Annotated in this window: 24 protein-coding genes and 1 pseudogene; 8 read left to right on the forward strand and 17 right to left on the reverse strand. The window is 69.7% G+C overall.

The genetic code is table 11. The features are described 5' to 3' along the window. From ACK5IN_RS07700 to ACK5IN_RS07710, 3 genes are all read right to left on the reverse strand, one after another. Nucleotides 1-518 (reverse strand): hypothetical protein (locus ACK5IN_RS07700; RefSeq protein WP_416895609.1); only part of this gene is annotated, 518 nt, incomplete at its 3' end. A 74-nt stretch (nt 519-592) separates the two neighbouring features. After that, a complete protein-coding gene (locus ACK5IN_RS07705) occupies nt 593-1,642 on the reverse strand; it encodes an ATP-binding protein (RefSeq protein WP_416895610.1) in 1,050 nt (349 codons plus the stop codon). Next, a complete protein-coding gene (locus ACK5IN_RS07710) occupies nt 1,639-2,001 on the reverse strand; it encodes a YraN family protein (RefSeq protein WP_416895611.1) in 363 nt (120 codons plus the stop codon). Before ACK5IN_RS07710 ends, ACK5IN_RS07705 begins: the two co-directional genes overlap by 4 nt. Before the next feature lie 150 nt (nt 2,002-2,151). Between ACK5IN_RS07710 and ACK5IN_RS07715 the strand changes: the two genes are divergently transcribed. Then, a complete protein-coding gene (locus ACK5IN_RS07715) occupies nt 2,152-2,478 on the forward strand; it encodes a DUF2469 family protein (RefSeq protein ID WP_416895612.1) in 327 nt (108 codons plus the stop codon). 31 nt (nt 2,479-2,509) lie between these two features. On the opposite strand, the gene ACK5IN_RS07720 is transcribed toward ACK5IN_RS07715, so the two are convergent. The 4 genes from ACK5IN_RS07720 to ACK5IN_RS07735 all read right to left on the reverse strand — a co-directional run bounded on the left by ACK5IN_RS07720 (nt 2,510) and on the right by ACK5IN_RS07735 (nt 4,972). After that, nucleotides 2,510-3,163, reverse strand: coding sequence for a ribonuclease HII (locus ACK5IN_RS07720; protein WP_416895613.1), 654 nt, complete (start codon nt 3,161-3,163; stop codon nt 2,510-2,512). Continuing rightward, nucleotides 3,160-3,891: a signal peptidase I gene (gene lepB / locus ACK5IN_RS07725; protein ID WP_416895614.1), complete on the reverse strand. Its 732-nt coding sequence runs from the start codon at nt 3,889-3,891 to the stop codon at nt 3,160-3,162. Before lepB ends, ACK5IN_RS07720 begins: the two co-directional genes overlap by 4 nt. A gap of 118 nt (nt 3,892-4,009) precedes the next feature. Then, nucleotides 4,010-4,357 carry a 50S ribosomal protein L19 gene (rplS, locus tag ACK5IN_RS07730; protein ID WP_416895632.1) on the reverse strand — a complete coding sequence of 116 codons (348 nt, stop codon included), beginning with the start codon at nt 4,355-4,357 and terminating at the stop codon, nt 4,010-4,012. 168 nt (nt 4,358-4,525) lie between these two features. Continuing rightward, nucleotides 4,526-4,972, reverse strand: a complete 447-nt coding sequence (locus tag ACK5IN_RS07735) for an MFS transporter permease (protein ID WP_416895615.1) — start codon at nt 4,970-4,972, stop codon at nt 4,526-4,528. A gap of 68 nt (nt 4,973-5,040) precedes the next feature. On the opposite strand from ACK5IN_RS07735, the gene map reads away from it, so the two are divergent. After that, the gene (gene map / locus ACK5IN_RS07740; protein WP_416895616.1) at nt 5,041-5,823 is read left to right on the forward strand and encodes a type I methionyl aminopeptidase; all 783 of its coding nucleotides are present in this window, start codon (nt 5,041-5,043) and stop codon (nt 5,821-5,823) included. Between the two features lie 9 nt (nt 5,824-5,832). On the opposite strand, the gene trmD is transcribed toward map, so the two are convergent. Genes trmD through rpsP form a run of 4 tightly spaced genes read right to left on the reverse strand, consistent with a single transcriptional unit; the run spans nt 5,833 to nt 7,794 of the window. Continuing rightward, nucleotides 5,833-6,528: a tRNA (guanosine(37)-N1)-methyltransferase TrmD gene (trmD, locus tag ACK5IN_RS07745; protein ID WP_416895617.1), complete on the reverse strand. Its 696-nt coding sequence runs from the start codon at nt 6,526-6,528 to the stop codon at nt 5,833-5,835. Between the two features lies 1 nt (nt 6,529). Next, on the reverse strand, nt 6,530-7,123 hold the full coding sequence (gene rimM, locus ACK5IN_RS07750) for a ribosome maturation factor RimM (RefSeq protein WP_416895618.1): 594 nt from the start codon (nt 7,121-7,123) through the stop codon (nt 6,530-6,532). Nucleotide 7,124: 1 nt separating this feature from the next. Then, nucleotides 7,125-7,355 carry an RNA-binding protein gene (locus ACK5IN_RS07755; protein ID WP_416895619.1) on the reverse strand — a complete coding sequence of 77 codons (231 nt, stop codon included), beginning with the start codon at nt 7,353-7,355 and terminating at the stop codon, nt 7,125-7,127. Between the two features lie 4 nt (nt 7,356-7,359). Next, a complete protein-coding gene (gene rpsP, locus ACK5IN_RS07760; protein WP_416895620.1) occupies nt 7,360-7,794 on the reverse strand; it encodes a 30S ribosomal protein S16 in 435 nt (144 codons plus the stop codon). A 177-nt stretch (nt 7,795-7,971) separates the two neighbouring features. Here rpsP and ACK5IN_RS07765 point away from each other — a divergent pair, with 177 nt between their 5' ends. Continuing rightward, nucleotides 7,972-9,135 (forward strand): glutamate--cysteine ligase, encoded by a 1,164-nt coding sequence (locus ACK5IN_RS07765; protein WP_416895621.1) that lies wholly within the window; start codon nt 7,972-7,974, stop codon nt 9,133-9,135. A gap of 4 nt (nt 9,136-9,139) precedes the next feature. On the opposite strand, the gene ffh is transcribed toward ACK5IN_RS07765, so the two are convergent. Both ffh and ACK5IN_RS07775 read right to left on the reverse strand, forming a co-directional pair. After that, nucleotides 9,140-10,702, reverse strand: a complete 1,563-nt coding sequence (gene ffh, locus ACK5IN_RS07770) for a signal recognition particle protein (protein ID WP_416895622.1) — start codon at nt 10,700-10,702, stop codon at nt 9,140-9,142. Between the two features lie 12 nt (nt 10,703-10,714). After that, nucleotides 10,715-11,275, reverse strand: coding sequence for a TetR/AcrR family transcriptional regulator (locus tag ACK5IN_RS07775; RefSeq protein WP_416895623.1), 561 nt, complete (start codon nt 11,273-11,275; stop codon nt 10,715-10,717). A gap of 78 nt (nt 11,276-11,353) precedes the next feature. Between ACK5IN_RS07775 and lipB the strand changes: the two genes are divergently transcribed. Both lipB and lipA read left to right on the forward strand, forming a co-directional pair. Further along, complete coding sequence (gene lipB, locus ACK5IN_RS07780; protein ID WP_416895624.1) at nt 11,354-12,004, forward strand: lipoyl(octanoyl) transferase LipB; 651 nt, start codon at nt 11,354-11,356, stop codon at nt 12,002-12,004. Then, on the forward strand, nt 12,001-12,990 hold the full coding sequence (lipA, locus tag ACK5IN_RS07785) for a lipoyl synthase (protein ID WP_416895625.1): 990 nt from the start codon (nt 12,001-12,003) through the stop codon (nt 12,988-12,990). Before lipB ends, lipA begins: the two co-directional genes overlap by 4 nt. 10 nt (nt 12,991-13,000) lie before the next feature. Here the strand turns inward: lipA and ACK5IN_RS07790 are convergent, their stop codons facing one another. From ACK5IN_RS07790 to smc, 3 genes are read right to left on the reverse strand one after another with little or no spacing between them, the layout of a single operon-like run. Further along, nucleotides 13,001-13,501 carry a DUF2004 domain-containing protein gene (locus ACK5IN_RS07790; RefSeq protein ID WP_416895626.1) on the reverse strand — a complete coding sequence of 167 codons (501 nt, stop codon included), beginning with the start codon at nt 13,499-13,501 and terminating at the stop codon, nt 13,001-13,003. Nucleotides 13,502-13,546: 45 nt separating this feature from the next. After that, complete coding sequence (gene ftsY / locus ACK5IN_RS07795; protein ID WP_416895627.1) at nt 13,547-14,419, reverse strand: signal recognition particle-docking protein FtsY; 873 nt, start codon at nt 14,417-14,419, stop codon at nt 13,547-13,549. A 27-nt stretch (nt 14,420-14,446) separates the two neighbouring features. Next, nucleotides 14,447-17,995, reverse strand: coding sequence for a chromosome segregation protein SMC (gene smc, locus ACK5IN_RS07800; protein WP_416895628.1), 3,549 nt, complete (start codon nt 17,993-17,995; stop codon nt 14,447-14,449). 563 nt (nt 17,996-18,558) lie between these two features. Between smc and ACK5IN_RS07805 the strand changes: the two genes are divergently transcribed. The 3 genes from ACK5IN_RS07805 to ACK5IN_RS07815 are packed head-to-tail and all read left to right on the forward strand — an operon-like array spanning nt 18,559 to nt 21,659. Then, nucleotides 18,559-19,650, forward strand: coding sequence for a GNAT family N-acetyltransferase (locus ACK5IN_RS07805; RefSeq protein WP_416895629.1), 1,092 nt, complete (start codon nt 18,559-18,561; stop codon nt 19,648-19,650). Beyond that, the gene (locus tag ACK5IN_RS07810) at nt 19,643-20,737 is read left to right on the forward strand and encodes a GNAT family N-acetyltransferase (RefSeq protein ID WP_416895630.1); all 1,095 of its coding nucleotides are present in this window, start codon (nt 19,643-19,645) and stop codon (nt 20,735-20,737) included. Before ACK5IN_RS07805 ends, ACK5IN_RS07810 begins: the two co-directional genes overlap by 8 nt. Beyond that, a complete protein-coding gene (locus tag ACK5IN_RS07815) occupies nt 20,730-21,659 on the forward strand; it encodes a GNAT family N-acetyltransferase (RefSeq protein ID WP_416895631.1) in 930 nt (309 codons plus the stop codon). Before ACK5IN_RS07810 ends, ACK5IN_RS07815 begins: the two co-directional genes overlap by 8 nt. Nucleotides 21,660-21,737: 78 nt before the next feature. Here ACK5IN_RS07815 and ACK5IN_RS07820 read toward each other — a convergent pair. Next, nucleotides 21,738-21,923, reverse strand: a pseudogene (locus ACK5IN_RS07820) (zinc finger domain-containing protein); the annotation flags it as partial. Nucleotides 21,924-22,146 lie beyond the last annotated feature (223 nt).

Consider the following 22,146-nt stretch of genomic DNA (forward strand, 5'->3'; position numbering starts at 1 on the left):
CCGGACGAGCCGTCCCACAGGTCGTAGATCGTGACGCTGTTCTCGTTCACTGCGCGGTTGCCCGTTGTGACCTTCGTGGTGAGCGCGCTCATGGTCTCGCGGAACACGAGCCGGTTGTCCGCCTCGAGGATCGCGTTGTGCTGTGCTCGCACCTGCTCGGCAGTGGCGTCGCGAAGGAACTTGCGCGTGTACCGGATCGAGCCGTCGATCCAGTCGAGGGGAAACCCCATGCGCAGGTAGTTCGGGTTGACCCGACTTGCCTTCGGAACGCCGAACTCCGATTGCTTTTCCATCTCGACGCGGTCGCCGCCGTTCGGCAGCTGCACGTACGATTCGATGGTCGGCGTCGCGAACAGCGCGGAGATCGCGTTGCGGGTCGCGTTCCATGCGGCGAGTTCTGCCGAGAACTCGTCCCAGAGAAGGTTGAGGCCGACGCCATCCGCGGTGTGCGTGAGAATGTCTGCCCCGGTGTGGAAGCCTCGATCGGCTCCGATGATGTCGCGGATCATTGAGTCCATGACAACTCCTAACGGGTAGTGGTGTGTCGCTCGACCGCGGGTCGCGCTGGGAGTGTCTGACTTGCTAGAGGGAGCTATGCGCTCGAACCTCTTCGCTCAGCAGAGCTGCGGGTCACCACTGGATTACCGTTGCAACGATTGTATCGGGACGCCTTTCCGATGTACAGGGTCGCTTGTATTGAGAAGCGACAATTGCACTCGTCGAGGAAGAGCACGCCGTGCGCCGCTCGGGCGATCGCGCCAGGGCGCACGATACGCGATCCTCCGCCGACGAGTGCCGCGACGCTCACGCTGTGGTGCGGGGCCTCCAGCGGCGGCTGGCGAACGAGTGCCCGCACCGGCTCGCCGCTCAGCGAGCGGATCGACGCCACCTCGATGGCGGCCGCGTCGCCGAGCTCGGGGAGGATCGCGGGCAGTCGACTGGCGAGCATCGTCTTCCCCGCGCCCGGCGGCCCGCTCATCAGCAGGTGATGACTGCCTGCGGCCGCGGCGATGAGCGCGTCGACCGCCTCGGGCTGCCCGATGACATCGGCGAGGTCCGGCGTCGCACCGGGCGGATCGTCGATCTCGCCGCCGTGGCGCCGTACGGGTTCGCACACCAGATCGGCGACGTCGGCACCGTGCCAGCGCACCACCTCGGCCAGTGACCGCGCTCCGATCACCTGCACCCCGTCGACCAGTGCCGCCTCGTCGGCGTTCGCGTGCGGCACGATGACGTATTCGAAACCGGACCGCGCCGCGGCGAGCACCGCCGGCAGCACGCCCGGCACGGGCCGCAGCCGCCCGTCGAGCCCCAGCTCACCGAGGTGCACCGTCGCGGCGAGGGACGAGGCATCCATACCTCCGTCGGTGGCCAGCGCGGCCACCGCGATCGCGACGTCGAAAGCCGAGCCGTGCTTCGGCAGGCTCGCGGGCGACAGGTTCACCGTGAGGCGGCGCCGCGACAGCGCGAGCCCGCAGTTGGCGGCGGCGTTGTGCACGCGCGCGGCGGCCTCTCTCAGGGCGCTGTCGGGCATCCCGATGATGCGGAAGTCCGGGGTCTGGTTCGACTGGTCCGCCTCGACCTCGACCAGCGCGCCGTCGATGCCGGTGAGCGCGACCGACCAGGTGCGCGAGGCCGTCACCGCAGATCCTCCAGGTGCTCGACGGTCGCCGACGAGGGATCGGCACCGACGATGCCGATCGTGTCGATGCGTACGGCGCGCCCGCGGGCGTGCTCCGGGTGGGCGACGGCCCACGCCATCGCCAGGTGCCACAGGCGCGCGCGCTTGCGTGCATCGACCGCTTCGAACGGGTGGCCGAAGCCGACTCCGCGCCGGGTCTTCACCTCGACGATGACCAGCTCGTGACCGTCGACGGCGACGATGTCGAGCTCGCCCGCCCGGCAGCGCCAGTTGCGATCGAGCACCTGCCAACCGCGCCGCACGAGGTGCGCGGCGGCGACGTCTTCCCCCGCCCTGCCGAGGATGTCCTTCTCTGCCATGCCCTCGATCGTGAGGCCCGGCCGGGGGCCGTGGGCGCCGGAATCGGGAATCCGCCGCGACGGCGCGCAGACGCCTGCCTGTGCAGGAAGATTCCCCGCATGGAATCAAGGATCTCGGAGGCCGGCGCGGATGCCTAGGATGGAGACACCATGGATGATGATGTGTTCGAGGACTTCGACCGCGAGCTCGAGCTGGCGCTGTTCCGCGAGTATCGCGACGTCGTGGGGCAGTTCCAGTACGTCATCGAGTCGGAGCGCCGCTTCTACCTCGCCAATGAGGTGAACGTGGTCCGTCACGACACGGAGCACGACTTCTACTTCGAGATCACGATGTCGGACGTGTGGGTCTGGGACATCTACCGCGCCGACAGGTTCGTGAAGTCTGTGCGGGTGCTCACGTTCAAGGACGTGAACATCGAAGAGCTGTCGCGACGCGACTTCCAGCTTCCCGACGAGCTGTCGCTCGACGGCAGCTGAGTCCGCGCATCGGCCGGCGTCCGGAAGAGGGTCAGAACAGCGGCGTCGCGAACGACCACGACGCGCGATGATGCCGGCTGAGCCCGTGCGTGCGGATCGCGGCGCGGTGGTCCGCGCTCGCGTACCCCTTGTTGCGTGCCCACTGATACATCGGCAGCCCGTCGTGGAGCCGGGTCATCAGCTCGTCACGGGCGACCTTGGCGATGACGGATGCCGCGGCCGCACTCGCGCAGTCCCGGTCGGCCTTCACGACGGGACGCACCGTGAGCCCGGCGCCGGCGACCGGCGTCACATAGTCGTGGTTGCCGTCGAGCAGGACGACGGCATCCTCCGCGACGACGCCGTGCGCACGCAGGTCGGCGATCGCCCGCGCCGCGGCGAGCCCGAGTGCGCGTATGATGCCGACGTCGTCGACCTCGGCCGCGGATGCCCACCCCACGGTGCTGGAGTGCACCCATGCGGCCGCCCGGGCCGCGACATCCGGCCGCTTCGCCTCGGCGACGAGCTTCGAGTCGCGCAGACCGACGGGGATCCGCCGCCGCGCACCGCGTTCGTCCACGACGGCCGCACCCACGGCGACGGGCCCGGCCAGCGCCCCGCGGCCCACCTCGTCGAGTGCGATCACGAGCGGGCGCTCGCGCAGCAGCCGCCGTTCGACGACGAGTCGCGGCTGCACGGGTGTCATGATCCCGCGTCGGGGACGGCGGCGAAGACGTCGCCGTGGTCGTCGAGCAGCCCGAACCGGCCGAGCGGCCAGGTGATGACGAAGGCGCGGCCCACGACGTTGTCGAGCGGGACGAAGCCGTCGCCGGGCTGATCCTGGTTGTAGCGCGAGTCCTTTGACGAGTAGCGGTTGTCGCCGAGCACCCACAGCGAGCCCTCGGGAACCGTCACGTCGAACGGATCGCCCGAAGCGGCCGTCCGCCCGGGCGGCACCACGATGTACTCGGTCTCGTCGATGGGCGTGCCGTTGACGGTGATCTGGCCCAGCGCGTTGCAGCACACGACGCGATCGCCGGGCAGCCCGATGATGCGTTTGATGAGGTGGTCGTTGCTGTCGGGTGCAGAGAGCCCCACCAGCGACAGAGCCCAGTCGACGCCCTGCACGATGGGGGGTCGCGTGTCGGCGGGTCGCGGCGGCAGCCAGCCGCCCGGATCCCGGAAGACGACGACGTCGCCGCGCCCGTAACCCGAGAATCGCGGAGTGATCTCGTCGACGAGGATGCGGTCCTGCACTTCGAGGGTGTGCGCCATCGACCCGGACGGGATGTAGAACGACCGCACCAGGAACGTCTTGATCAGGAAAGAGGCCGCCAGCGCGATCACGACGATCACGACCAGGTCGCGCAGGAAGTTCCACCCGCCGCGGTGCCGCGCACGCGGCTCTGTGGTGGCCGTGGTCTCGCTCGTCATGACATCCTTCTCATCGACGCGTCACCCGTGCGCCGCCCCGTCAAGGGTCGCACATCCGCACCTGGGAAACGACGGACCCCGCCGCGGCGCGACGGGGTCCGAGAGAGATCGTGAGGGTTCAGCCCTCGCGCTTCTCCTTGATCTTTGCCTTCTTGCCGCGCAGTTCGCGCAGGTAGTACAGCTTCGCTCGGCGCACGTCACCGCGGGTGACGACCTCGATGCGGTCGATCGACGGGCTGTGCACCGGGAAGGTGCGCTCGACGCCCACCTGAAAGCTGATCTTGCGGACGGTGAAGGTCTCGCGCACGCCGTCTCCGGAGCGTCCGATGACGACGCCCTGGAAGACCTGGACGCGGGAGCGGCTGCCTTCGGTGATGTTCACGTGCACCTTGACGGTGTCACCGGGAGCGAAAGCGGGGATGTCGGTGCGGAGCGATGCCGCATCGACGGAGTCGAGGATCTGCATGATCGTCACTTCCTGCGGCCGCCACAGGTCGACCGCGAATGGGATGTTTGGATGTCGCGCTCTCGGCCGGGTTCCAAAGCGCCTTCGGCCGTCTCCCCTGAGGCAGAGCGTCAGAGCACGAACGCCAATTCTGCCACGGATCGGTAATGGATCAAAAACGGGATGCTGTCACGGACGGCCACGAGTCTCGCTGATGACGATCACCTGCGGGTCCGCGCCCTCCGCGACGTCGGCTCGCGACCGTGGCCGCGCTTCTCGCACGAGCGCCCACAGCAGGTACCAGAACATGGCGAGGCCCGCGAGGATCGCGGTGATGAAAAGGGCCACCCAGGAGGCCGGGTCGAAGAAGCCGAGGGCCACGGTCAGCCCCTGCCACACAGTGAACCCGAGCGCGTCCGTCCACGAGACGGCGCGTGTCGCGCGCACCATGCCGCGGGCACGCACGAGCAGCGTGAACAGCAGCTGGCCGACGAACACCGACGGGATGGCGATCAGCAGCACCCACAGCAGTCCGAGCGCCTGCGCGTTGAAGACGCCCCAGCCGATGAGCAGCCACAGCGGGAGCAGGAAGGCCGATGGGATCAGCCAGACGAAGAACGCACGTCGCAGCCACATGCTCCCGATCGTACGCCGGTGCAGGGTCCGTGTCGTCCAGAATGGAGGAAGACGAGAGGATGCCTCAGATGATCGAACTGCGCACGCCCGCCGAGATCGACGCCATGCGCCCCGCCGGTCGCTTCGTGGCCGAGACCCTGGCCACGCTCCGCGACGAGGTGACGGTCGGGACGAACCTGTTGGCGATCGACCGGCGAGCGCACGATCTCATCCGCAAGGCGGGGGCCACCTCGTGCTACATCGACTACCACCCCTCGTTCGGGGCGATGCCGTTCGGCAAGGTCATCTGCACCTCGGTGAACGACGCGGTGCTGCACGGCCTGCCATTCGACTATGCGCTCAGGGACGGTGACCTCGTGTCGCTGGACTTCGCCGTGTCGATCGACGGGTGGGTCGCCGACTCCGCCGTCTCCTTCGTCGTCGGCACTCCGCGGGACGAGGATCTGACCCTCATCGACACGACCGAGCGTGCACTGGCCGCAGCGATCGGCGCTGCGACCGTGGGGGCACGCGTCGGCGACATCTCGCACGCGGTCGCGCAGGTCGCCCGTGCCGACGGCTACTCCATCAACACGGACTTCGGCGGGCACGGTGTCGGCCGGGAGATGCACGGCGACCCGCACGTGCCCAACGACGGCAAGCCCGGGCGCGGGTTCCCGCTGCGTGCCGGACTCATCCTGGCCCTCGAGCCGTGGTTCCTCGCGACGACCGACAAGCTGATCACCGATGCCGACGGCTGGACGCTGCGCAGCGCCGATGGGTCGCGCGGGGCGCACTCCGAGCACACGATCGCCATCACCGACGAGGGCCCGATCGTGCTGACAGATCGAGCGTTCCTCGGCATCGACTGATCCGCCAGATCAGTCCGCCGGCGGCAGGAGATCGGGGCGTCGCTCCTGCGTCCGCGACACCTGCTGATCGCGGCGCCACCGGGCAATCGCACCGTGGTTCCCGCTCAGGAGCACCGGAGGCACGTCGTGCCCGCGCCACGACGCCGGCTTGGTGTACGACGGGTACTCGAGCAGGCCGTCCTCATGCGACTCCTCGACGAGGCTGTCGGGGTTGCCCACGACTCCGGGGACGAGGCGTGCGACCGCCTCGATCATCGCCATGGCGGCGACCTCGCCGCCGTTGAGCACATAATCTCCCAGGCTCACCAGGCGCACCTCGCCGAGGGTCTGCGCATGGGCGAACACCCGCTCGTCGATGCCCTCGTAGCGGCCGCAGCCGAACACCAGGTGCGGCTCCCGAGCCCACTCCCGTGCTGTCGCCTGCGTGAACCGCTCCCCCGCCGGCGACGGGAAGACGATCACCGGCCGGGCCCGACGGTCGGCGACGATCGCGTCGAGCGCCTCCCCCCAGGGCCCGGGCGTCATCACCATCCCGGCTCCGCCGCCGTACGGCGTGTCGTCGACGGTGCGGTGGCGATCGTGCGTCCACTCGCGCAGGTCGTGCACGCGGATGTCGAGCAGCCCCGTGCTCCGGGCCTTGCCCAGCAGCGAGACCTCGAGCACGTCGAAGAACGACGGGAAGATCGAGACGACGTCGACCCGCACGTCAGTGCCCCGCGCTGTGCGGGCTTTCGGAATCGTCCTCGAACAGGCCCGGCGGAGGGGTGACCACGACACGCCCCGCGGCCACATCGACCTCCGGCACGATGGCCTTGACGAACGGGACGAGCACCTCGCGCTCGTCCACGGCGACGATGAGCAGGTCCTGACCGGGCAGGTGGTCGACGCGCGCGACCGTGCCGACGACGGCACTGTCGCGCACCACGTCCAGCCCGATGAGCTGGTGGTCGTACCAGGCGTCGTCCTCGGCCGCGGTGGCGGCGGCATCCTGATCGATCCACAGGATCGCGCGCACGACGCTCTCTGCCTCGGTACGGTCGTCGATCCCGTCGAAGAAGGCGACGGGATGGCTGTTCAGCCACTTGAACTCGCGCACGGTGAGCGATCTGCCGTGCCATGGCGACGATTCGGGGACCTGGAGCGTGAACGTCGCCCCGGGAGTGAACCGCCCTTCGGGATCGTCCGTGTAGAGCTCGAGCTTCAGTGCGCCCTTGAGACCGTGCGCCTTCACGAGGCGCCCGACCCGCAACTGCGTCTTGCCGGACCCGGCTGCCGGATGCGGAGGTTTCGGACTCGCCACGTCAGTCGTCCGCGACGTCGACGCGCACGCGCTGCCCGTCGGCGAGCGCGGACACGACGGTACGCAGAGCCTTGGCGGTGCGGCCGCCGCGCCCGATCACGCGTCCGCGGTCGTCGGGGTGCACGTGCACCTCGAGAACGTCCCCGCGGGCCGACGTGGACGCGTGTATGCGCACGTCGTCGGGGTGATCCACGATCCCCTTGACGACGTGTTCGAGCGCGGCGGCGAGCAAGGTGCTACTCTGCCGACTCTTCGGCGGTCTGCTCCTCGGCGGGTGCCTCGGCCGGAGCCTCGTCCGCCGCGGGCTCCTCGGCTTTCTTCTCCACCTTGGGCTTGACGACCGACTTCTTCTTGGCGTCTACCTCGAACTCGGCCTTGGCCTCGGCGACCTGCACGGTCGAGACGGCGTTCTCGTCGCCCTGGAAGCGGCCCCAGTCGCCGGTGAGCTTGAGGATCGCACGGACCTGCTCGGTCGGCTGGGCGCCGACGCCGAGCCAGTACTGCGCACGGTCGGAGTCGACCTCGATGAACGAGGGCTGCTCGGTGGGGTGGTACTTGCCGATCTCCTCGATCACCCGGCCGTCGCGCTTGGTGCGCGAGTCGGCCACGACGATGCGGTAGTAGGGCGCACGGATCTTGCCGAAGCGCTTGAGACGGATCTTGACGGCCACAATTCTCCTGAGTGGTGTGTAGACGGATGAACGGCGCCGGAAGCGTGGGGTGCACACCCGGCGAAAGCTCTGAAGGCGGACCGGACGCCGGATAGAGGGTCGGGCGACGGTCCGACCGTCCATTCTGCCAGATGCCGGATGCGCATGCGAACCGACCGCGGATGTCAGACTGTGCTCATGGCGGAGCATTTCGCGCGCTCGGGACGTTCCTCGGTGGGCATCGAGTGGGAGGTCATGCTCGCCGACGGCTCGTCGGGCAGCCTCGTCCCGCGTGCGGGCGAGATCCTGCAGGCGCTGGCCGAGCGCACGGCCGCGGAGCGATTCACGGTGACCGGCGAGCTGCTCACCAACACTGTCGAGGTGACCAGCGGCATCGGAGAGACTGTCGCAGCCGCCATCGACGACATCGCCGATGCGGTCGCGGCGGTGCGCACGGTGACCGATCCGATGGGCGTCGAGCTGCTGTGCGCCGGAAGCCATCCGTTCGCGCAGTGGTACGACCAGCAGGTCAGCGAGTCCACGCGGTACCGATCGCTCATCGAGCGCACCCAGTGGTGGGGGCGCAACATGATGATCTGGGGCATCCACGTGCACGTCGGCGTCGACGACGTCACCAAGGTCTTCCCGATCATCAATGCACTGTCGATCTTCCTTCCGCACCTGCAGGCGCTGTCGGCGTCGAGCCCGTTCTGGGCGGGCGAGCGCACCGGGTATGCCTCCAATCGCGTGCTGGTGTTCCAGCAGCTGCCCACGGCGGGACTGCCGTGGCCCCTCGACGACTGGGCGCAGTTCGAGGCGTATCTCGACGACATGACCGGGACCGGCGTGATCGCCGACGCCAGCGAGGTGCGGTGGGACATCCGGCCCGCACCGCGGTGGGGCACGATCGAGGTGCGCGCATGCGATGGGATGTCGACGCTTCCCGAGCTCGCGGCGGTCGCCTCGCTCATCCAGGTGCTCGTCGAGCACTTCTCCCGAGAGCTGGACGCCGGTCGGCAGCTGCCCCGCCTCCAGCCCTGGTTCGTGCGCGAGAACAAGTGGCGCTCGGCCCGCTACGGCCTCGACGCGCGGGTCATCGTGGACAGCACAGGGCGCCAGGTGCCGGTCGCCGACCATCTGCGAGAGACCATGCGGCACCTGGAGCCGATCGCCGAGCAGCTCTCGTGCGCGCGGGAGTTCGCCGGGCTGGAGGCGATCCTCACCAGCGGCGCATCGGCGACGCGGCAGCTGCGGGTGGCCGATGCCGCGAACGGCGACCTGCGCGCGGTCGTGCAGCACCTGATCCGCGAGTTCCGTGCCGGCCCGACGCTGCGCGATCACCTTGCGTCGCTCGGGCGCTGAGCCGTCAGCCCTTTCCGAACAGCTTCTGGATCTCGGCCATATCGGCTGCGGTCGGCTCCGCACCCTTGGTGCCGCCGAGGCCGAAGCCCGACCCGGTGGGTGCGGCGGGCGCGGCGGTGTCGAGACCGGCGTTCTCCGCGGCGCGCTTGGCCGGGTTGCCCGAGCGCGAGCCCTTGCGCTTGGCCTGCTTGCCGCGCTTGCTGGAAGCGCCGGGGCGGCCCATGCCGGGCACCGGGCCCATGCCGGGCACGTTCGGCATGCCGCCGCGTGCGACGGTCTTCATCATCTTCGCCGCCTGGTCGAAGCGTTGCATGAGCTGGTTGACGTCGGTGACGGTCATGCCCGCACCGCGCGCGATGCGCAGTCGGCGCGAGCCGTTGAGCACCTTCGGGGTGCGGCGTTCAGCGGGAGTCATCGAACGGACGATCGCCTCGGTGCGGTCGAGCTCGCGCTCGTCGATGTCTTCGATCTGCTGCTTCATCTGGCCCATGCCCGGCAGCATGCCGAGCATCTTCTTCATCGAGCCCATCTTTCGCAGCTGCTGCAGCTGGTCGAGGAAGTCCTCGAGGGTGAACTGCTCGTTCGCCAGCTTCTCGGCGACCTTTCGCGCCTCGTCCTCGTCGAACGCCTGCTGCGCCTGTTCGATGAGAGTGAGGATGTCGCCGAGGTCGAGAATGCGACTGGCCATTCGGTCGGGGTGGAAGGCCTCGAGATCGTCGAGGCCCTCGCCCGTCGACGCGAAGATGATGGGGCGCCCTGTGACGGAGGCCACCGAGAGCGCGGCACCGCCGCGCGAGTCGCCGTCGAGCTTGGACAGCACGACACCCGTGAAGTCGACGCCCTCTTGGAACGCCTTCGCCGTGTTGACGGCGTCCTGCCCCGTCAGCGAATCGATGACGAACAGCACCTCGTCGGGGTCGATGGCCTTGCGGATGTCGGCGGCTTGCGTCATCAGCTCGGCGTCCACGCCCAGGCGTCCGGCGGTGTCGACGATGACGACGTCGTGCTGCTGTCTGCGCGCCGTCTCGACACCGCCGCGCGCGACGCGGACCGGGTCGCCGACGCCGTTCCCGGGCTCGGGGGCGTAGATCGCGGCGCCGGCCTGACCCGCGACCACCTGCAGCTGGTTCACGGCGTTCGGCCGTTGCAGGTCGGCGGCCACGAGCAACGGTGTGTGGCCGTCCTTCTCGAGCATCTTGGCGAGCTTGCCGGCGAAGGTCGTCTTCCCTGAGCCCTGCAGACCCGCGAGCATGATCACCGTCGGCGGGTTCTTCGCGAACTGCAGGCGCCGCTGCTGGCCGCCGAGGATGCCCACGAGCTCGTCGTTGACGATCTGCACGACCTGCTGCGCGGGGTTGAGCGCACGGTTGACCTCGTCGCCCAGTGCGCGCTCGCGGATGCTGGCGGTGAACTCCTTGACGACCGGCAAGGCGACATCGGCGTCCAGCAGCGCACGCCGGATCTCACGAACCGTCCCGTCCACGTCGGCGGGTGTGAGCTTGCCCTTCGTGCGCAGATTGCGGAAGGTGTCGGTGAGCCGGTCGGAGAGTGTGCCGAAAGTCGCCATGATGCCCCGATTCTACGTGAGCGCGTCCTGCCCTGCCGCGTGCAGCGCCCGTGCGAGCAGCGCCGCCAGGTCGGTACGGCCGGGACCGCCGTCGGCCCACGCCCAGACCGCGGCGAGCACGGCACCCGCTGCGGCGGCGGCGCGCACATCGGCGGAGAGCCGGTCGACTCCGGCTGTGCGCTCACGCTCTGCCACCGCGCGGGCGAGGCGCGCCTGACGCAGCGCGCGTTCCCGCTCCAGCTCCTCGGCGATCCCCATGGTCTCGGCATGGGTGATGGCCAGCGCGAGACTGTCGGGGGCGAACCCCGTGGCGATGCCGGTGAGGGCCTCGCCCACGGGCCGGCCGTCCGCGAGCGCCCCCGTCGCGGCATCCACTCGTTCGTCGAACCCGCCCCACAGCAGGGCCGACTTGGACTCGAAGTAGTTGAAGAAGCTCGAGCGGCCCACCCCCGCGCGCCGGGCGATGTCGGCGACGGACGTGTTCGCATATCCCTGCTCGAGGAACAGTTCGCACGCGGCCTCGGTGATCGTCTCACGCGACGAGGCCTTGGGTCGCCCGGGATGCGGTGCCATGGCTCCAGCGTACGGATGCCTGCCCGCGCGCTCATGCTCTATTCTTGGACACAGTCCATCAATATGCGAAGGAGCCTCGTGATCGATATCCAGGTCATCGGCCTCTCCCCCGCCCCCGTGCCGTACCTCGAGGGCTGGGAGCTGCAGCGCCGCATCCACGCCGAGGTCGCCGCCGGCGACCGCCCCGACACCCTGCTGCTGCTCGAGCACGAGGCTGTGTACACCGCCGGGAAGCGCACCGAGCCGCACGAGCGTCCGGTCGACGGCACCCCGGTCATCGACGTCGACCGCGGCGGCAAGATCACCTGGCACGGCCCCGGCCAGCTCGTCGGCTACCCCATCGTGCGCCTGCCCGAGCCGATGGACGTCGTCGCCCACGTGCGCCGGATCGAGGGCATCCTGATCGACGTGCTGCGGCCGCTCGGCGTCGACGGCTACCGCGTCGAGGGGCGCAGCGGCGTGTGGGTGCGGCGCCCCCTGTCCGAGGACAAGGTCGCCGCGATCGGCGTGCGCGTCGAGCGGCGCGTGACGATGCACGGCTTCGCGATCAACGCCGACAACACGCTTGCGGGCTTCCGCAGCATCGTGCCGTGCGGCATCAGCGACGCAGGTGTCACGACGGTGAGCGAGGTGGTGGGGGCGGATGTCACACCTGCCGCACTCGTCGAGCCCGTGTCCGCCGCGTTCCGCGCGGCGTACGCGCCCGCAGAGGCGGGGGCGGCGGCATGAGCACGGCTCCCGAGGGGCGCCGTCTGCTGCGCCTGGAGGTGCGCAACGCGCAGACCCCGATCGAGCGCAAGCCGGAGTGGATCAAGACGAAGGCGAAGCTGGGGCCGGAGTATCAGGCGCTGCACGCGCTGGTGAAGAGCGAGGACCTGCACACGGTGTGCCAGGAGGCCGGCTGCCCCAACATCTACGAGTGCTGGGAGGATCGCGAGGCGACGTTCCTGATCGGCGGCTCGCAGTGCACCCGGCGCTGCGACTTCTGCCAGATCGACACGGGCAAGCCTGCGGCCTACGACACGGACGAGCCGCGCCGGGTCGCCGAGAGCGTGCAGCGCATGAACCTGCGCTACGCCACCGTCACGTGCGTCGCCCGCGACGACCTGCCCGACGGCGGGGCATGGCTGAACGCCGAGACGATCCGGCAGATCCACGCCGTCAACCCGGGCACCGGAGTGGAGCTGCTGGCGACGGACTTCAACGGGCGCCCCGACCTGCTCGGCGAGGTCTTCTCGGCGCGCCCCGAGGTGTTCGCCCACAACGTCGAGACGGTGCCTCGGCTGTTCAAGCGCATCCGCCCCGCGTTCACCTACGAGCGGTCGCTCGACGTGCTCACCCAGGCACGCGCGGCGGGATTGATCACCAAGTCCAATCTCATCCTCGGCATGGGCGAGCAACCCGACGAAGTGGTGCAGGCCCTGCACGACCTGCACACCGCCGGGACCGACATCGTCACGATCACGCAGTACCTGCGCCCCTCGCCACGGCATCTGCCGGTCGCACGGTGGGTGCGCCCCGACGAGTTCGTCGCGTTCAAGGAGGAAGCGGAGCGCATCGGCTTCCTGGGCGTGCTCGCCGGGCCCCTCGTGCGCTCGTCGTACCGCGCGGGGCGCCTGTGGGCGCAGTCGATGATCTCGAAGGGGCGGGAGATCCCCGCCCACCTCGCACACATCGGCGAGCAGGCGCGGGCGGGGTTCGCGCAGGCGGTCTGAGCGACGGGCCTCAGTCGGCGCTGGTCACCGACTGCACCTCACCGTCGGTGGCGACGTTCACGAGCAGCACATCGTCGGTGGCTTCGGCGTCGAGCGCGTACTCGAGCACCGCGAACGGCTCGGAGCCGCCGTGCTCGTCGGCGAGGATCGTCATGCTCATCAGCTGCAGTGCGCGGATGACATCCACCTGCACATCGCCCGAGATGTCCACCAGCCGATCCTCGAGCTCGTCGCCGAGCTCCTCCTGCTGCTGCAGGATGTATTCGATCACCTCGCTCGTACGGTCGTCGAGCTCGCTGAGCATGGCGCGCCGGGCGCGCATGTCGAGATCCTCGAGGCCCGACACCATCGCCGCTGCGACGTCCAGTGCCTCGGGCGCGATGTCGGCCTGATCGGGCGCGGTGAGGTCGACGGTGACTGTCTGGTCGCCGAACTCCACGATCTCGGACCAGAAGATCGATCCGTCGGGACCGGACTCCAGCAGTCCGAAGAAGTCATGCTCGATCGCCATAGCCCTATGAAACCAGCGGATGGCGAAACACGGTAGCCCGATCCCTCAGTCGACGAGGGACGCGGCGAACACGTGCGGCGTGAAGCCTGTGAGGTCGTCGATGCCTTCGCCCTGACCGAGGAGCTTCACCGGGATGCCGGTGCGCTCCTGCACCGCGAGCACGAAGCCGCCCTTGGCCGACCCGTCGAGCTTCGTCAGCACGAGACCGGTGACGCCGGCGTGCTCGAGGAACGCCTGCGCCTGCATGACCCCGTTCTGCCCCGTCGTGGCGTCGAGCACCAGCAGCACCTCGCTGATGGGCGCCTGCTTCTCGATGACGCGGCGGATCTTGGTCAGCTCGTCCATGAGGCCGCCCTTGGTGTGCAGGCGGCCGGCGGTGTCGACGAGCACGATCTCGGTGCCGGTGCGGATGGCGTGGTCGATCGTCTGGAAGGCGACGGATGCCGGGTCCTGACCCTCGCGCTCGGGCCGGACGATCTGCGCCCCGCCCCGCTCGGCCCAGGTCGCCAGCTGGTCCACCGCCGCCGCGCGGAACGTGTCTGCGGCGCCCACGACCACCGAGCGCCCGTACCGCTGCAGGAACTTCGCGAACTTGCCGATGGTGGTGGTCTTGCCCACGCCGTTGACGCCCACGACGAGCACCACTGCGGGGCGTTCGGTCAGCTTCAGCGTCGTGTCGAAGGTCGCGAAGTGCTCTTCGAGGGTCTCTTTGAGCATGCGCTGCAGATCGCGCGGGTCGGTCGTGCGGTAGCGGTCGACCTTCTCGCGCAGCTCGTCGACGATCCGCTCGGTGACGTCGGGCCCGAAATCGGCCGTGAGCAGCGCCGTCTCGAGATCGTCCCAGGTCGTCTCGTCGATGGTGGGCTTGACGAACATCCCGCGCAGCGCGCGCCCCAGCGACCATGAGCTCTCAGCCATGTCTCCCACCCTACGGACTGTCGCCGATCAGCTGGCCGCGCGGTCGCCGATCCGCTGGCCGACGACGGCCGAGACGCCGTCTTGCCGCATCGAGACGCCGTAGAGCGCGTCGGCGATCTCCATCGTGCGCTTCTGATGCGTGATGACGATCAGCTGGCTGGAGTCGCGCAGCTGCTCGAACACGCCGAGCAGGCGACCGAGGTTCGCGTCGTCGAGGGCCGCCTCGACCTCGTCGAGGATGTAGAACGGGCTCGGGCGGGCCTTGAAGATCGCCGTGAGCAGCGCGACGGCGGCCAGCGAGCGCTCCCCGCCGGACAGCAGCGAGAGCCGCTCGATCTTCTTCCCCACCGGGCGCACGGCGACCTCGATGCCCGTGGTCAGGATGTTGTCGGGGTCGGTCAGCGAGATATCGCCGGCACCGCCAGGGAACAGGATCGGGAACACCTCGTGGAAGGCGGCCTTCGTGTCCTCGAAGGCCGACTGGAAGATCACCTGCATGCGCTCGTCGAGCTCGGCGATGATCGCGAGCAGGTCTGCGCGGGTCTGGGTGAGATCGGCGAGCTGCTCGGTGAGGAAGGCGTGGCGCTGCTCCAGCGCGGCGAACTCCTCGAGGGCGAGCGGGTTCACCCGGCCGAGCTGGCCGAGTGTGCGCTCGGCGTCCTGCAGGCGACGCTTCTGCTGCGCGCGATCGAACGGAACGGTGCGGTCGGGCAGAACGGTCGATGCTTCGCCCTCGCCGCCCTCGGCGGTCCCGGATTCGACCGGGACTCCCTGATCGGGCCCGTATTCCGAAACGAGAATGTGCTCGTCGAGCCCCAGCTCGGCCTGGGCGCGCTCGAGCAGGCTCTGCACGTGCAGGCGCTTCTCGTGAATCTGCAGCTCGAGCGCGTGCACCCCCTCGGTCGCGGCCGTGAGCCGTTCGCGCACCCGCGCCTCCTCCCCGCGCAGCTCGGCGAGCTCGCTGTTCTGCGCGGCACGCTCCTGTTCGGCCGCCGCGAGGCCGAGCCGCGCCTCGGCCACCGACCGGTCGACCGACGAGAGCACGGTCGGCAGCTGCGCGATCACGCCCTCGGCCGCCTGCCGCTGGTGACGGCGGACCACCGCACGCCGCGCGGCCTCCTCCGCGGCGGAGCGCTCCTGCTCGCGGCGACGCTCCAGGGTGACGACCTGGGCCTGGCCTGCGCGAACCCGCTCGCGCAGGGTCTCGACCTCCAGCCGGGCGCGCATCTCGGCGTCCCGGGCCTCCTCCAACGCGCCCAGCACGCCGTCGCGCGCCGACGCGTCCAGGATCGGCCGCGGCGCCTCCCGCGCGGTCTGCAGCGTCGCATCCGCCTGGCGGGCGGCGGCGTCGGCGTCGGCCACCGCCGCCTCGGCCTGCGTCAGGCCGGTCGCCAGCCGCTCGCACTCGGCGGCGGCCGCATCGTGGGTTACGGTCGCACGGTTGAGCCGTTCTGTGTGCGAGGCCAGTGCCGCGTCGTGAGCGCGCAGCGCGTCGAGCGCCGTCTTCGTGCCAGCGCGCGCGCCGCCGAGGCGCTGCTTCGCGTCTCCGAGCGCGGTGCGCAGCGAGTCGGCCACCACGGTCATCTCCGCCAGGCGGTCGGCGGCAGCATCCCGCTCGGCCGACAACTCCAGCCGCGACCGCCCTTCGCCCGATCCCGCGCGCAGCGTGTGCGCAGTGAGCACCTCGCCGGCGCGCGTGACGATCGTGACCGCACCGCCGATGTCGGCACCGGCCAGCACGGGTGCGGCGGCATACGCCGCGTCGAGGTCGTCGGCGACGACGACGAACGACAGAACGCCGAGGACGCCCGCCGGGGCGGTGACGATGTCGCGGGCCGCCGTCACGCCGTCCACCGCGGGAAGGACGGGATGCCGCGGCTCCCCCTGCGCGATGGCGATGTCGACGATGCCCAGTTCGGCGTCTCGCGCGGCCGCTGCGGCCGCGCGAGCATCCTCCCTCGTTCTCACGAGCACCCCGTCGGCCAGCGGACCGAGCACCGCGGCGACGGCGGCCTCGAATCCGGGCTCGACGTGCACCGCATCGCCGACGAGACCCTGCACACCATCGAGGCCCTGCGCCACCAGCTCGGTCGCGCCGTTGCGCACATCGAGCGCGCGCGTCAGCGCAGAGCTCTGTGCGGTCAGCGCATCGACCTCGCGCTCGGTGGCGTGCAGACGCTCTCGCAGCTCGGTGACGTCGGTCTCGGCCTGCGTCTCCTCCTGTTGCGCCGTCTCGTACGCAGCCGCGTACTCTGCCGCCGATCCATCCGTGGCGACGTCGGGGTCGATCTGCGCGAGCTCGGCCTGCGCCTGTGCGCGGCGTGCGATCGCCGCGTCCAGCGCGTTCTGCTGGCGCACGACGGCACCGTGCAGCGCCTCCAGGGTCGATGCCGCCGCATCGGCGGCGGCCTGCAGGCCCGCCAGCGTCAGCTCGTGCTCCGAGACGAGCGCGCTCTGTTCGGCGATGTCGACGTCGAGTGCGTCGAGCTCGGCGCGTGCACGCGTCACCGCTCGCGCGGCGTCCGCGGCGACCTCGGCCGCCGATTCGACCTCGCCGGCGAAGCGATCGATCTCGGCACGCACCTCATCGATACCGGCCTGCGTCACCGTCGACGGCGCGAGCTCCTGCTCGGCATCACCGAGCAGGGCGAGCCGCTGATTGGCCAGCGTGTACAGCCCGCGCAGGCGTTCCTGCACCTGCTCGAGCGCGAACGCCACCCGCCGCGCCTCGTCGACCTGCGCCGATCCCTGCTCGGACTCGAGCTGCCCGATGCGCCGCCGCGTCTGCTCGACACGGTCCTGCAGCACGACGCGCTCCGCGTGCCGCTCCTGCTCGGAGCGGGTGTGATCGGCCAGCGCCGCACGCAGACCGACGAACTCGTCGGCGAGCAACCGCGCCTTCGCGTCGCGCACGACGGCGGCAATGGTCGCCGCCTCGCGCGCCACCTCGGCCTGCCGACCGAGCGGCTTGAGCTGGCGCCGGATCTCCCCCGCCAGATCGCTCAGCCTGGTGAGGTTCGCCTCCATCGCCTCGAGCTTGCGCAGCGTCTTCTCTTTGCGTCGCCGGTGCTTCAGGATCCCGGCGGCCTCCTCGATGAACCCGCGGCGCTCTTCTGGAGACGCCTGCAGCACGGTGTCGAGCCGCCCCTGCCCGACGATGACGTGCATCTCGCGGCCGAGCCCGGAGTCGCTGAGCAGCTCTTGCACGTCGAGCAGCCGGCCGACCTCGCCGTTGATCGCATACTCGCTCGAGCCGTTGCGGAACAGCGTGCGGCTGATCGTCACCTCGGAGTACTCGATCGGCAGTGCTCCGTCGGAGTTGTCGATCGTCAGTTGCACCTCCGCGCGGCCCAGCGGACCGCGTGTGGCCGTGCCGGCGAAGATGACGTCCTCCATCTTTCCGCCGCGCAGCGTCTTGGCGCCCTGCTCGCCCATGACCCAGGCGAGCGCGTCGACGACGTTCGACTTGCCCGACCCGTTCGGACCCACGATGCAGGTGACACCCGGTTCGAAGGCGAAGGTCGTGGGCTGCGCGAACGACTTGAACCCTTTGAGCGTGACGCTCTTCAGGTGCATGGGCGCGCCCTTCGATCGGCCGGTGAATCTGCGTGTCAACGGTAGCGGAAGCAGGGGCCGTCGCCAGGGAGGCGAGCCGGGATCCGAGACCGACACGCCGCAAGGCCTTGACGCACGAGCGCACGGGGTAATACTCTGAATCTTCGCGCCAGAAGTCGAAAGGAGGTCGCCACATGATGATCATGCTCACACCAGCAGTCACGCCCATCCGGGGCATCACCCGTACAGGGATCGTGGCGACCGGTTCCTTCTGCGCTCTCGCACACACCGGCCACTGATCCCCGCAAGGGACGAGTCTGCCCATCGCCGCATTCGGCGTGGCGACGGATCGGCTCTCCCTTCCCCGGGCTCCGCCCCGCGCGGCCTGCGCGTAGGCCCGTGGCTGCCGTTGCGCAGTGCGCAGAGCGTGCAGCACCGCGCCTCCCGCGCAGAGCACGCCGAACGCGTGCGCCGCGAACGCGCCAACGATGCCCGCGAGCACGACAACGCGCAGCTGCGGCTGCAGGGCCCCGCCCTGTGAGCCGCGCTCTCACTCCCGACCACCCCCTTCCAAGGATCGAGCAATGTCCACCATCATCACCGGGCTGCGGCTGCAGCCCCTCCACATCCCCGCCTCGATGGACGACGCGGACGCTGGCGACTTCGCCGAGATGATCGCAGTGCGCAACCGCGTCTATCGCGAGATCGCCGGTCACGACGACCACGCCATCACCGCAGACGAACTGCTGCCGCACTACCAGTCCGGCCGGTACGAGACGCGCCTCCTGTGGCTCGTCGTCCTCGACGGGCAGATCGTCGGCCGTGTCGGCGTCGATCTGCCCCTCGAGAACGACTCGAAGGTGGCGTACTTCCTCATCGAGCTGCTCGCCGAGGTGCACGGCCGCGGGATCGGCTCGACGGCCTATACGGAACTGGTCGAGCCCACCGCGCGCGCTCACGGTCGCACGGTGCTGCAGTCGTGGGCCGAGCAGCCCGAGGCCCCGGGGCCCCGTATCGCCGCGCCCACCGATTTCGGCAGTGTGCCCGCCGATGACCGGGCGAGCAGGTTCTATCTGCGGCACGGCTACCGTCTCGAGCAGGTCGAGCGCTGCAGTGCGTTCGACCTGTGCGGTGCGTTCGACGGCGTCGAGCAGCTCGTGGAGAGGGCCCGCGAAGCATCCACCGACTATCGCGTCGTGAGCTGGTTCGCGCCCACTCCGCCCGACTTCGTCGCCCGCTACGGGTGGATGAAGTCACGCATGGTCACCGACGCACCCGCCGCGGGTCTCGAGTTTGACGAAGAGGAGTGGGATGCTGCGCGCGTCGCACGCCACGACGAGAACTACACCTCCAGCGGTCGCACGCTGCACGTGACCGCCGCGGAGCACATCGCCACCGGCGAGCTGTGCGCGTTCAACGAGCTCGCCATCGGCAAGGACCGCACCGAGGCCTCGCACCAGGAGGACACGCTCGTGCTCAAGGAGCACCGCGGTCACCGCCTGGGCATGCTCGTGAAGTGTGCGAACCTGCTCGCGTGGCGCGAGATCGCACCGGAATCGCCGCGCGTCATCACCTACAACGCCGAGGAGAACCGCCCCATGCTCGACATCAACGAGACGATCGGCTTCATGCCGGTCTCCTACGTGGGCGCCTGGAAGAAGGTGCTCGATGACTGACAGCGCGACGCGACTGGTGATCGAGCCGATCGAGGTACCAGCCAGCCTGGCCGCCGACCATCGTGGGGTGATCCGCGCCATCGAGCGCATCGGCAACGCGGTGGCCGTGCACGATGCCGGCACGACCGATCTCGACGACACCGCGGAGGAGATCCTGCCGATGTGGCAGGACCGCACCGACCACGAGCGATACGGCTTCACCGCCGCCCTCGACGGCGAGATCGTCGGCGTCGGCATCCTCATGATGCCGACCGACGGCCAGCAGACCGTCGACCTCGACGTATGGGTCGATCCGCCGCGGTGGGGGCAGGGGGTCGAAGAGGCGCTGCTGGAGGTGGTCGAGGACGAGGCTGCTCAGCGTGGAAGAACCGTGCTGCAGACGTATACGCTGCATCGTCCCGACACCCCGGGCCCGCGGCGGGAGTCACCGACGGGGTACGGCAGCATTCCCGCCGACGACCGGCAGACGCGCTTCCACGCCGAGAACGGGTACGTGCTCGGGCAGGTCGAGCGCAACAGCGCCTTCGATCTGCGCGGATCGTACGACGGTGTGGAGCGGCTGCTCGACGCGGCACAGGCAACGGCGGGCGCCGGCTACCGCCTGCACACGTGGTCGATCCCCACCCCCGAGCACCTGCTCGAGGGCTTCGCCCGCTGTCGCGCGCGGCTGACGACCGACATGCCGGCCGGCGAGCTGCTCATCGAGCAGGAGACGTGGGACGCCGACCGTGTCCGCCGCCGTGAAGAGCGCTTCGCCGCGCAGGGCATGATCGTGTCGGTGGCTGCCGTCGAACATGTGCCCAGTGGCGAGCTCGTCGCCTACAACGACATCGGCATCCTGACATCCGCCCCCGACGGGCCGACGCATCAGTTCGGCACGCTCGTCATCGACGAGCATCGCGGCCATCGCCTCGGCATGGTCGTCAAGAGCGCGAACCTGCTGCGCTGGCGGTCGATCGCACCGCGATCGACGCGCATCTCGACGTTCAACGCCGAGGAGAACACCCATATGCTCGCGATCAACACCGCGATCGGATTCGTCCCCGTCTCGTACGCGGGCATCTGGAAGAAGGTGCTGGATGCCTGAGGCGGCCGCGATCGAGTTCGTCCCCCTGACAGTTCCCACCGACGCCGACGCGCCGGGTGGGGAGGACTTCCGCATCAACGTCGACATCCGCAATCGCGTGCTGACGCACACCCGCGGAGAGGATGCCACGCTCGTCACCCCGGCGCAGTCGCTCGGCTCGTGGCAGGACCAGACCGACGAGGAGATCCACGGGTGGCTCGCGCGGGCGGACGGCGAAGCGGTGGGGCGCATGCTGTTGTACGTCCCCCTCGAGGCGGGGTCGAAGCGCGCTCAGCTGTGCGTCGAGATCCTCCCCGAGCATCAGGGTCTCGGCATCGGCCGCCGAGCGCTCGCGTTCCTCGAGGGGCGGGCCGTCGCACGGGGCCGAACGATCCTGCAGTCCTGGACGGAGCACGCACCGCAGCCGGGGCCCGGTGTGCCGGCGCGCAGCGGCTTCGGGCTGTTGCCTCGCGACCACGAGGCGCGCTTCGCGGCTGCCGCAGGGTACGAGCTGGAGCAGGTGTACCGCATCAGCACGCTCGAGATCCGCGACGAGACCGGAGGCGCCCTCCACGAGCACGGTCGGGATCCCCACGCGGCGTCTTCCGGCTACCGCTTCGTGTCATGGGTCGGTGCGGCACCGGATGAGCACGTCGCCGACTACGCACTGCTGAAGGCGCGCATGTCGACCGACGCGCCGTCGGCCGGTGCTGTCGTCGACGAGGAGGTCTGGGATGCCGCACGTGTGCGCCGCATGGAGACCTCGCGCCGGGGCATCGGTGCGACGCTGCTGGTCGGTGCCGCGCAGCACGTCGGCTCGGGTCGCCTCGCGGGGTTCACAGAGCTGCTCTCGTTCCGCACCGCCAACGGCCTGATCGATCAAGGCGACACTCTCGTCGGCCGGGAGCACCGCGGTCATCGCCTCGGCATGCTGATGAAGTGACGGTCGCCCGCGAGACGTTCCCCGAGGGCACGCGGATCGTGACCGGCAACGCCGAGGAGAACCGGCCTATGCTCGCCGTCAACGAGGAGATGGGCTTCGCCCCGGTGCGCTATGCCGGCGAGTGGCAGAAGCGAACCGCTGGCATGTCGGGCAGAAGTGGCTCGAGCGGTTCATGAAGGCGGCGCGGATGATCGGCCTCCCGCAGCGCGTGCACGGCTCCCCTGCGCGGCCGTAGGCGTTCAGCGAGTGCGCGAAGTATCCCGACAACCACAGTTAGTGACGTTGTTATCCGACAGTGCCCGATTATGGCCATCCCAGTTCAGCTGCATCGCAAGTTTGCCAACATATTCATAAGCGCGCATACTAGTTGACATGAAGGTCATCGGCTCCTACTCCGCCACCACTGCCCACAGCGCCCAGCTCGTGTTCTCACGTTGGGCCAACCCCGAAGGATGGCCAGCCTGGGATCCAGAGGTGCGGGAGGTTA

The organism is Microbacterium sp., assembly GCF_047971895.1.
GTDB lineage: Bacteria > Actinomycetota > Actinomycetes > Actinomycetales > Microbacteriaceae > Microbacterium.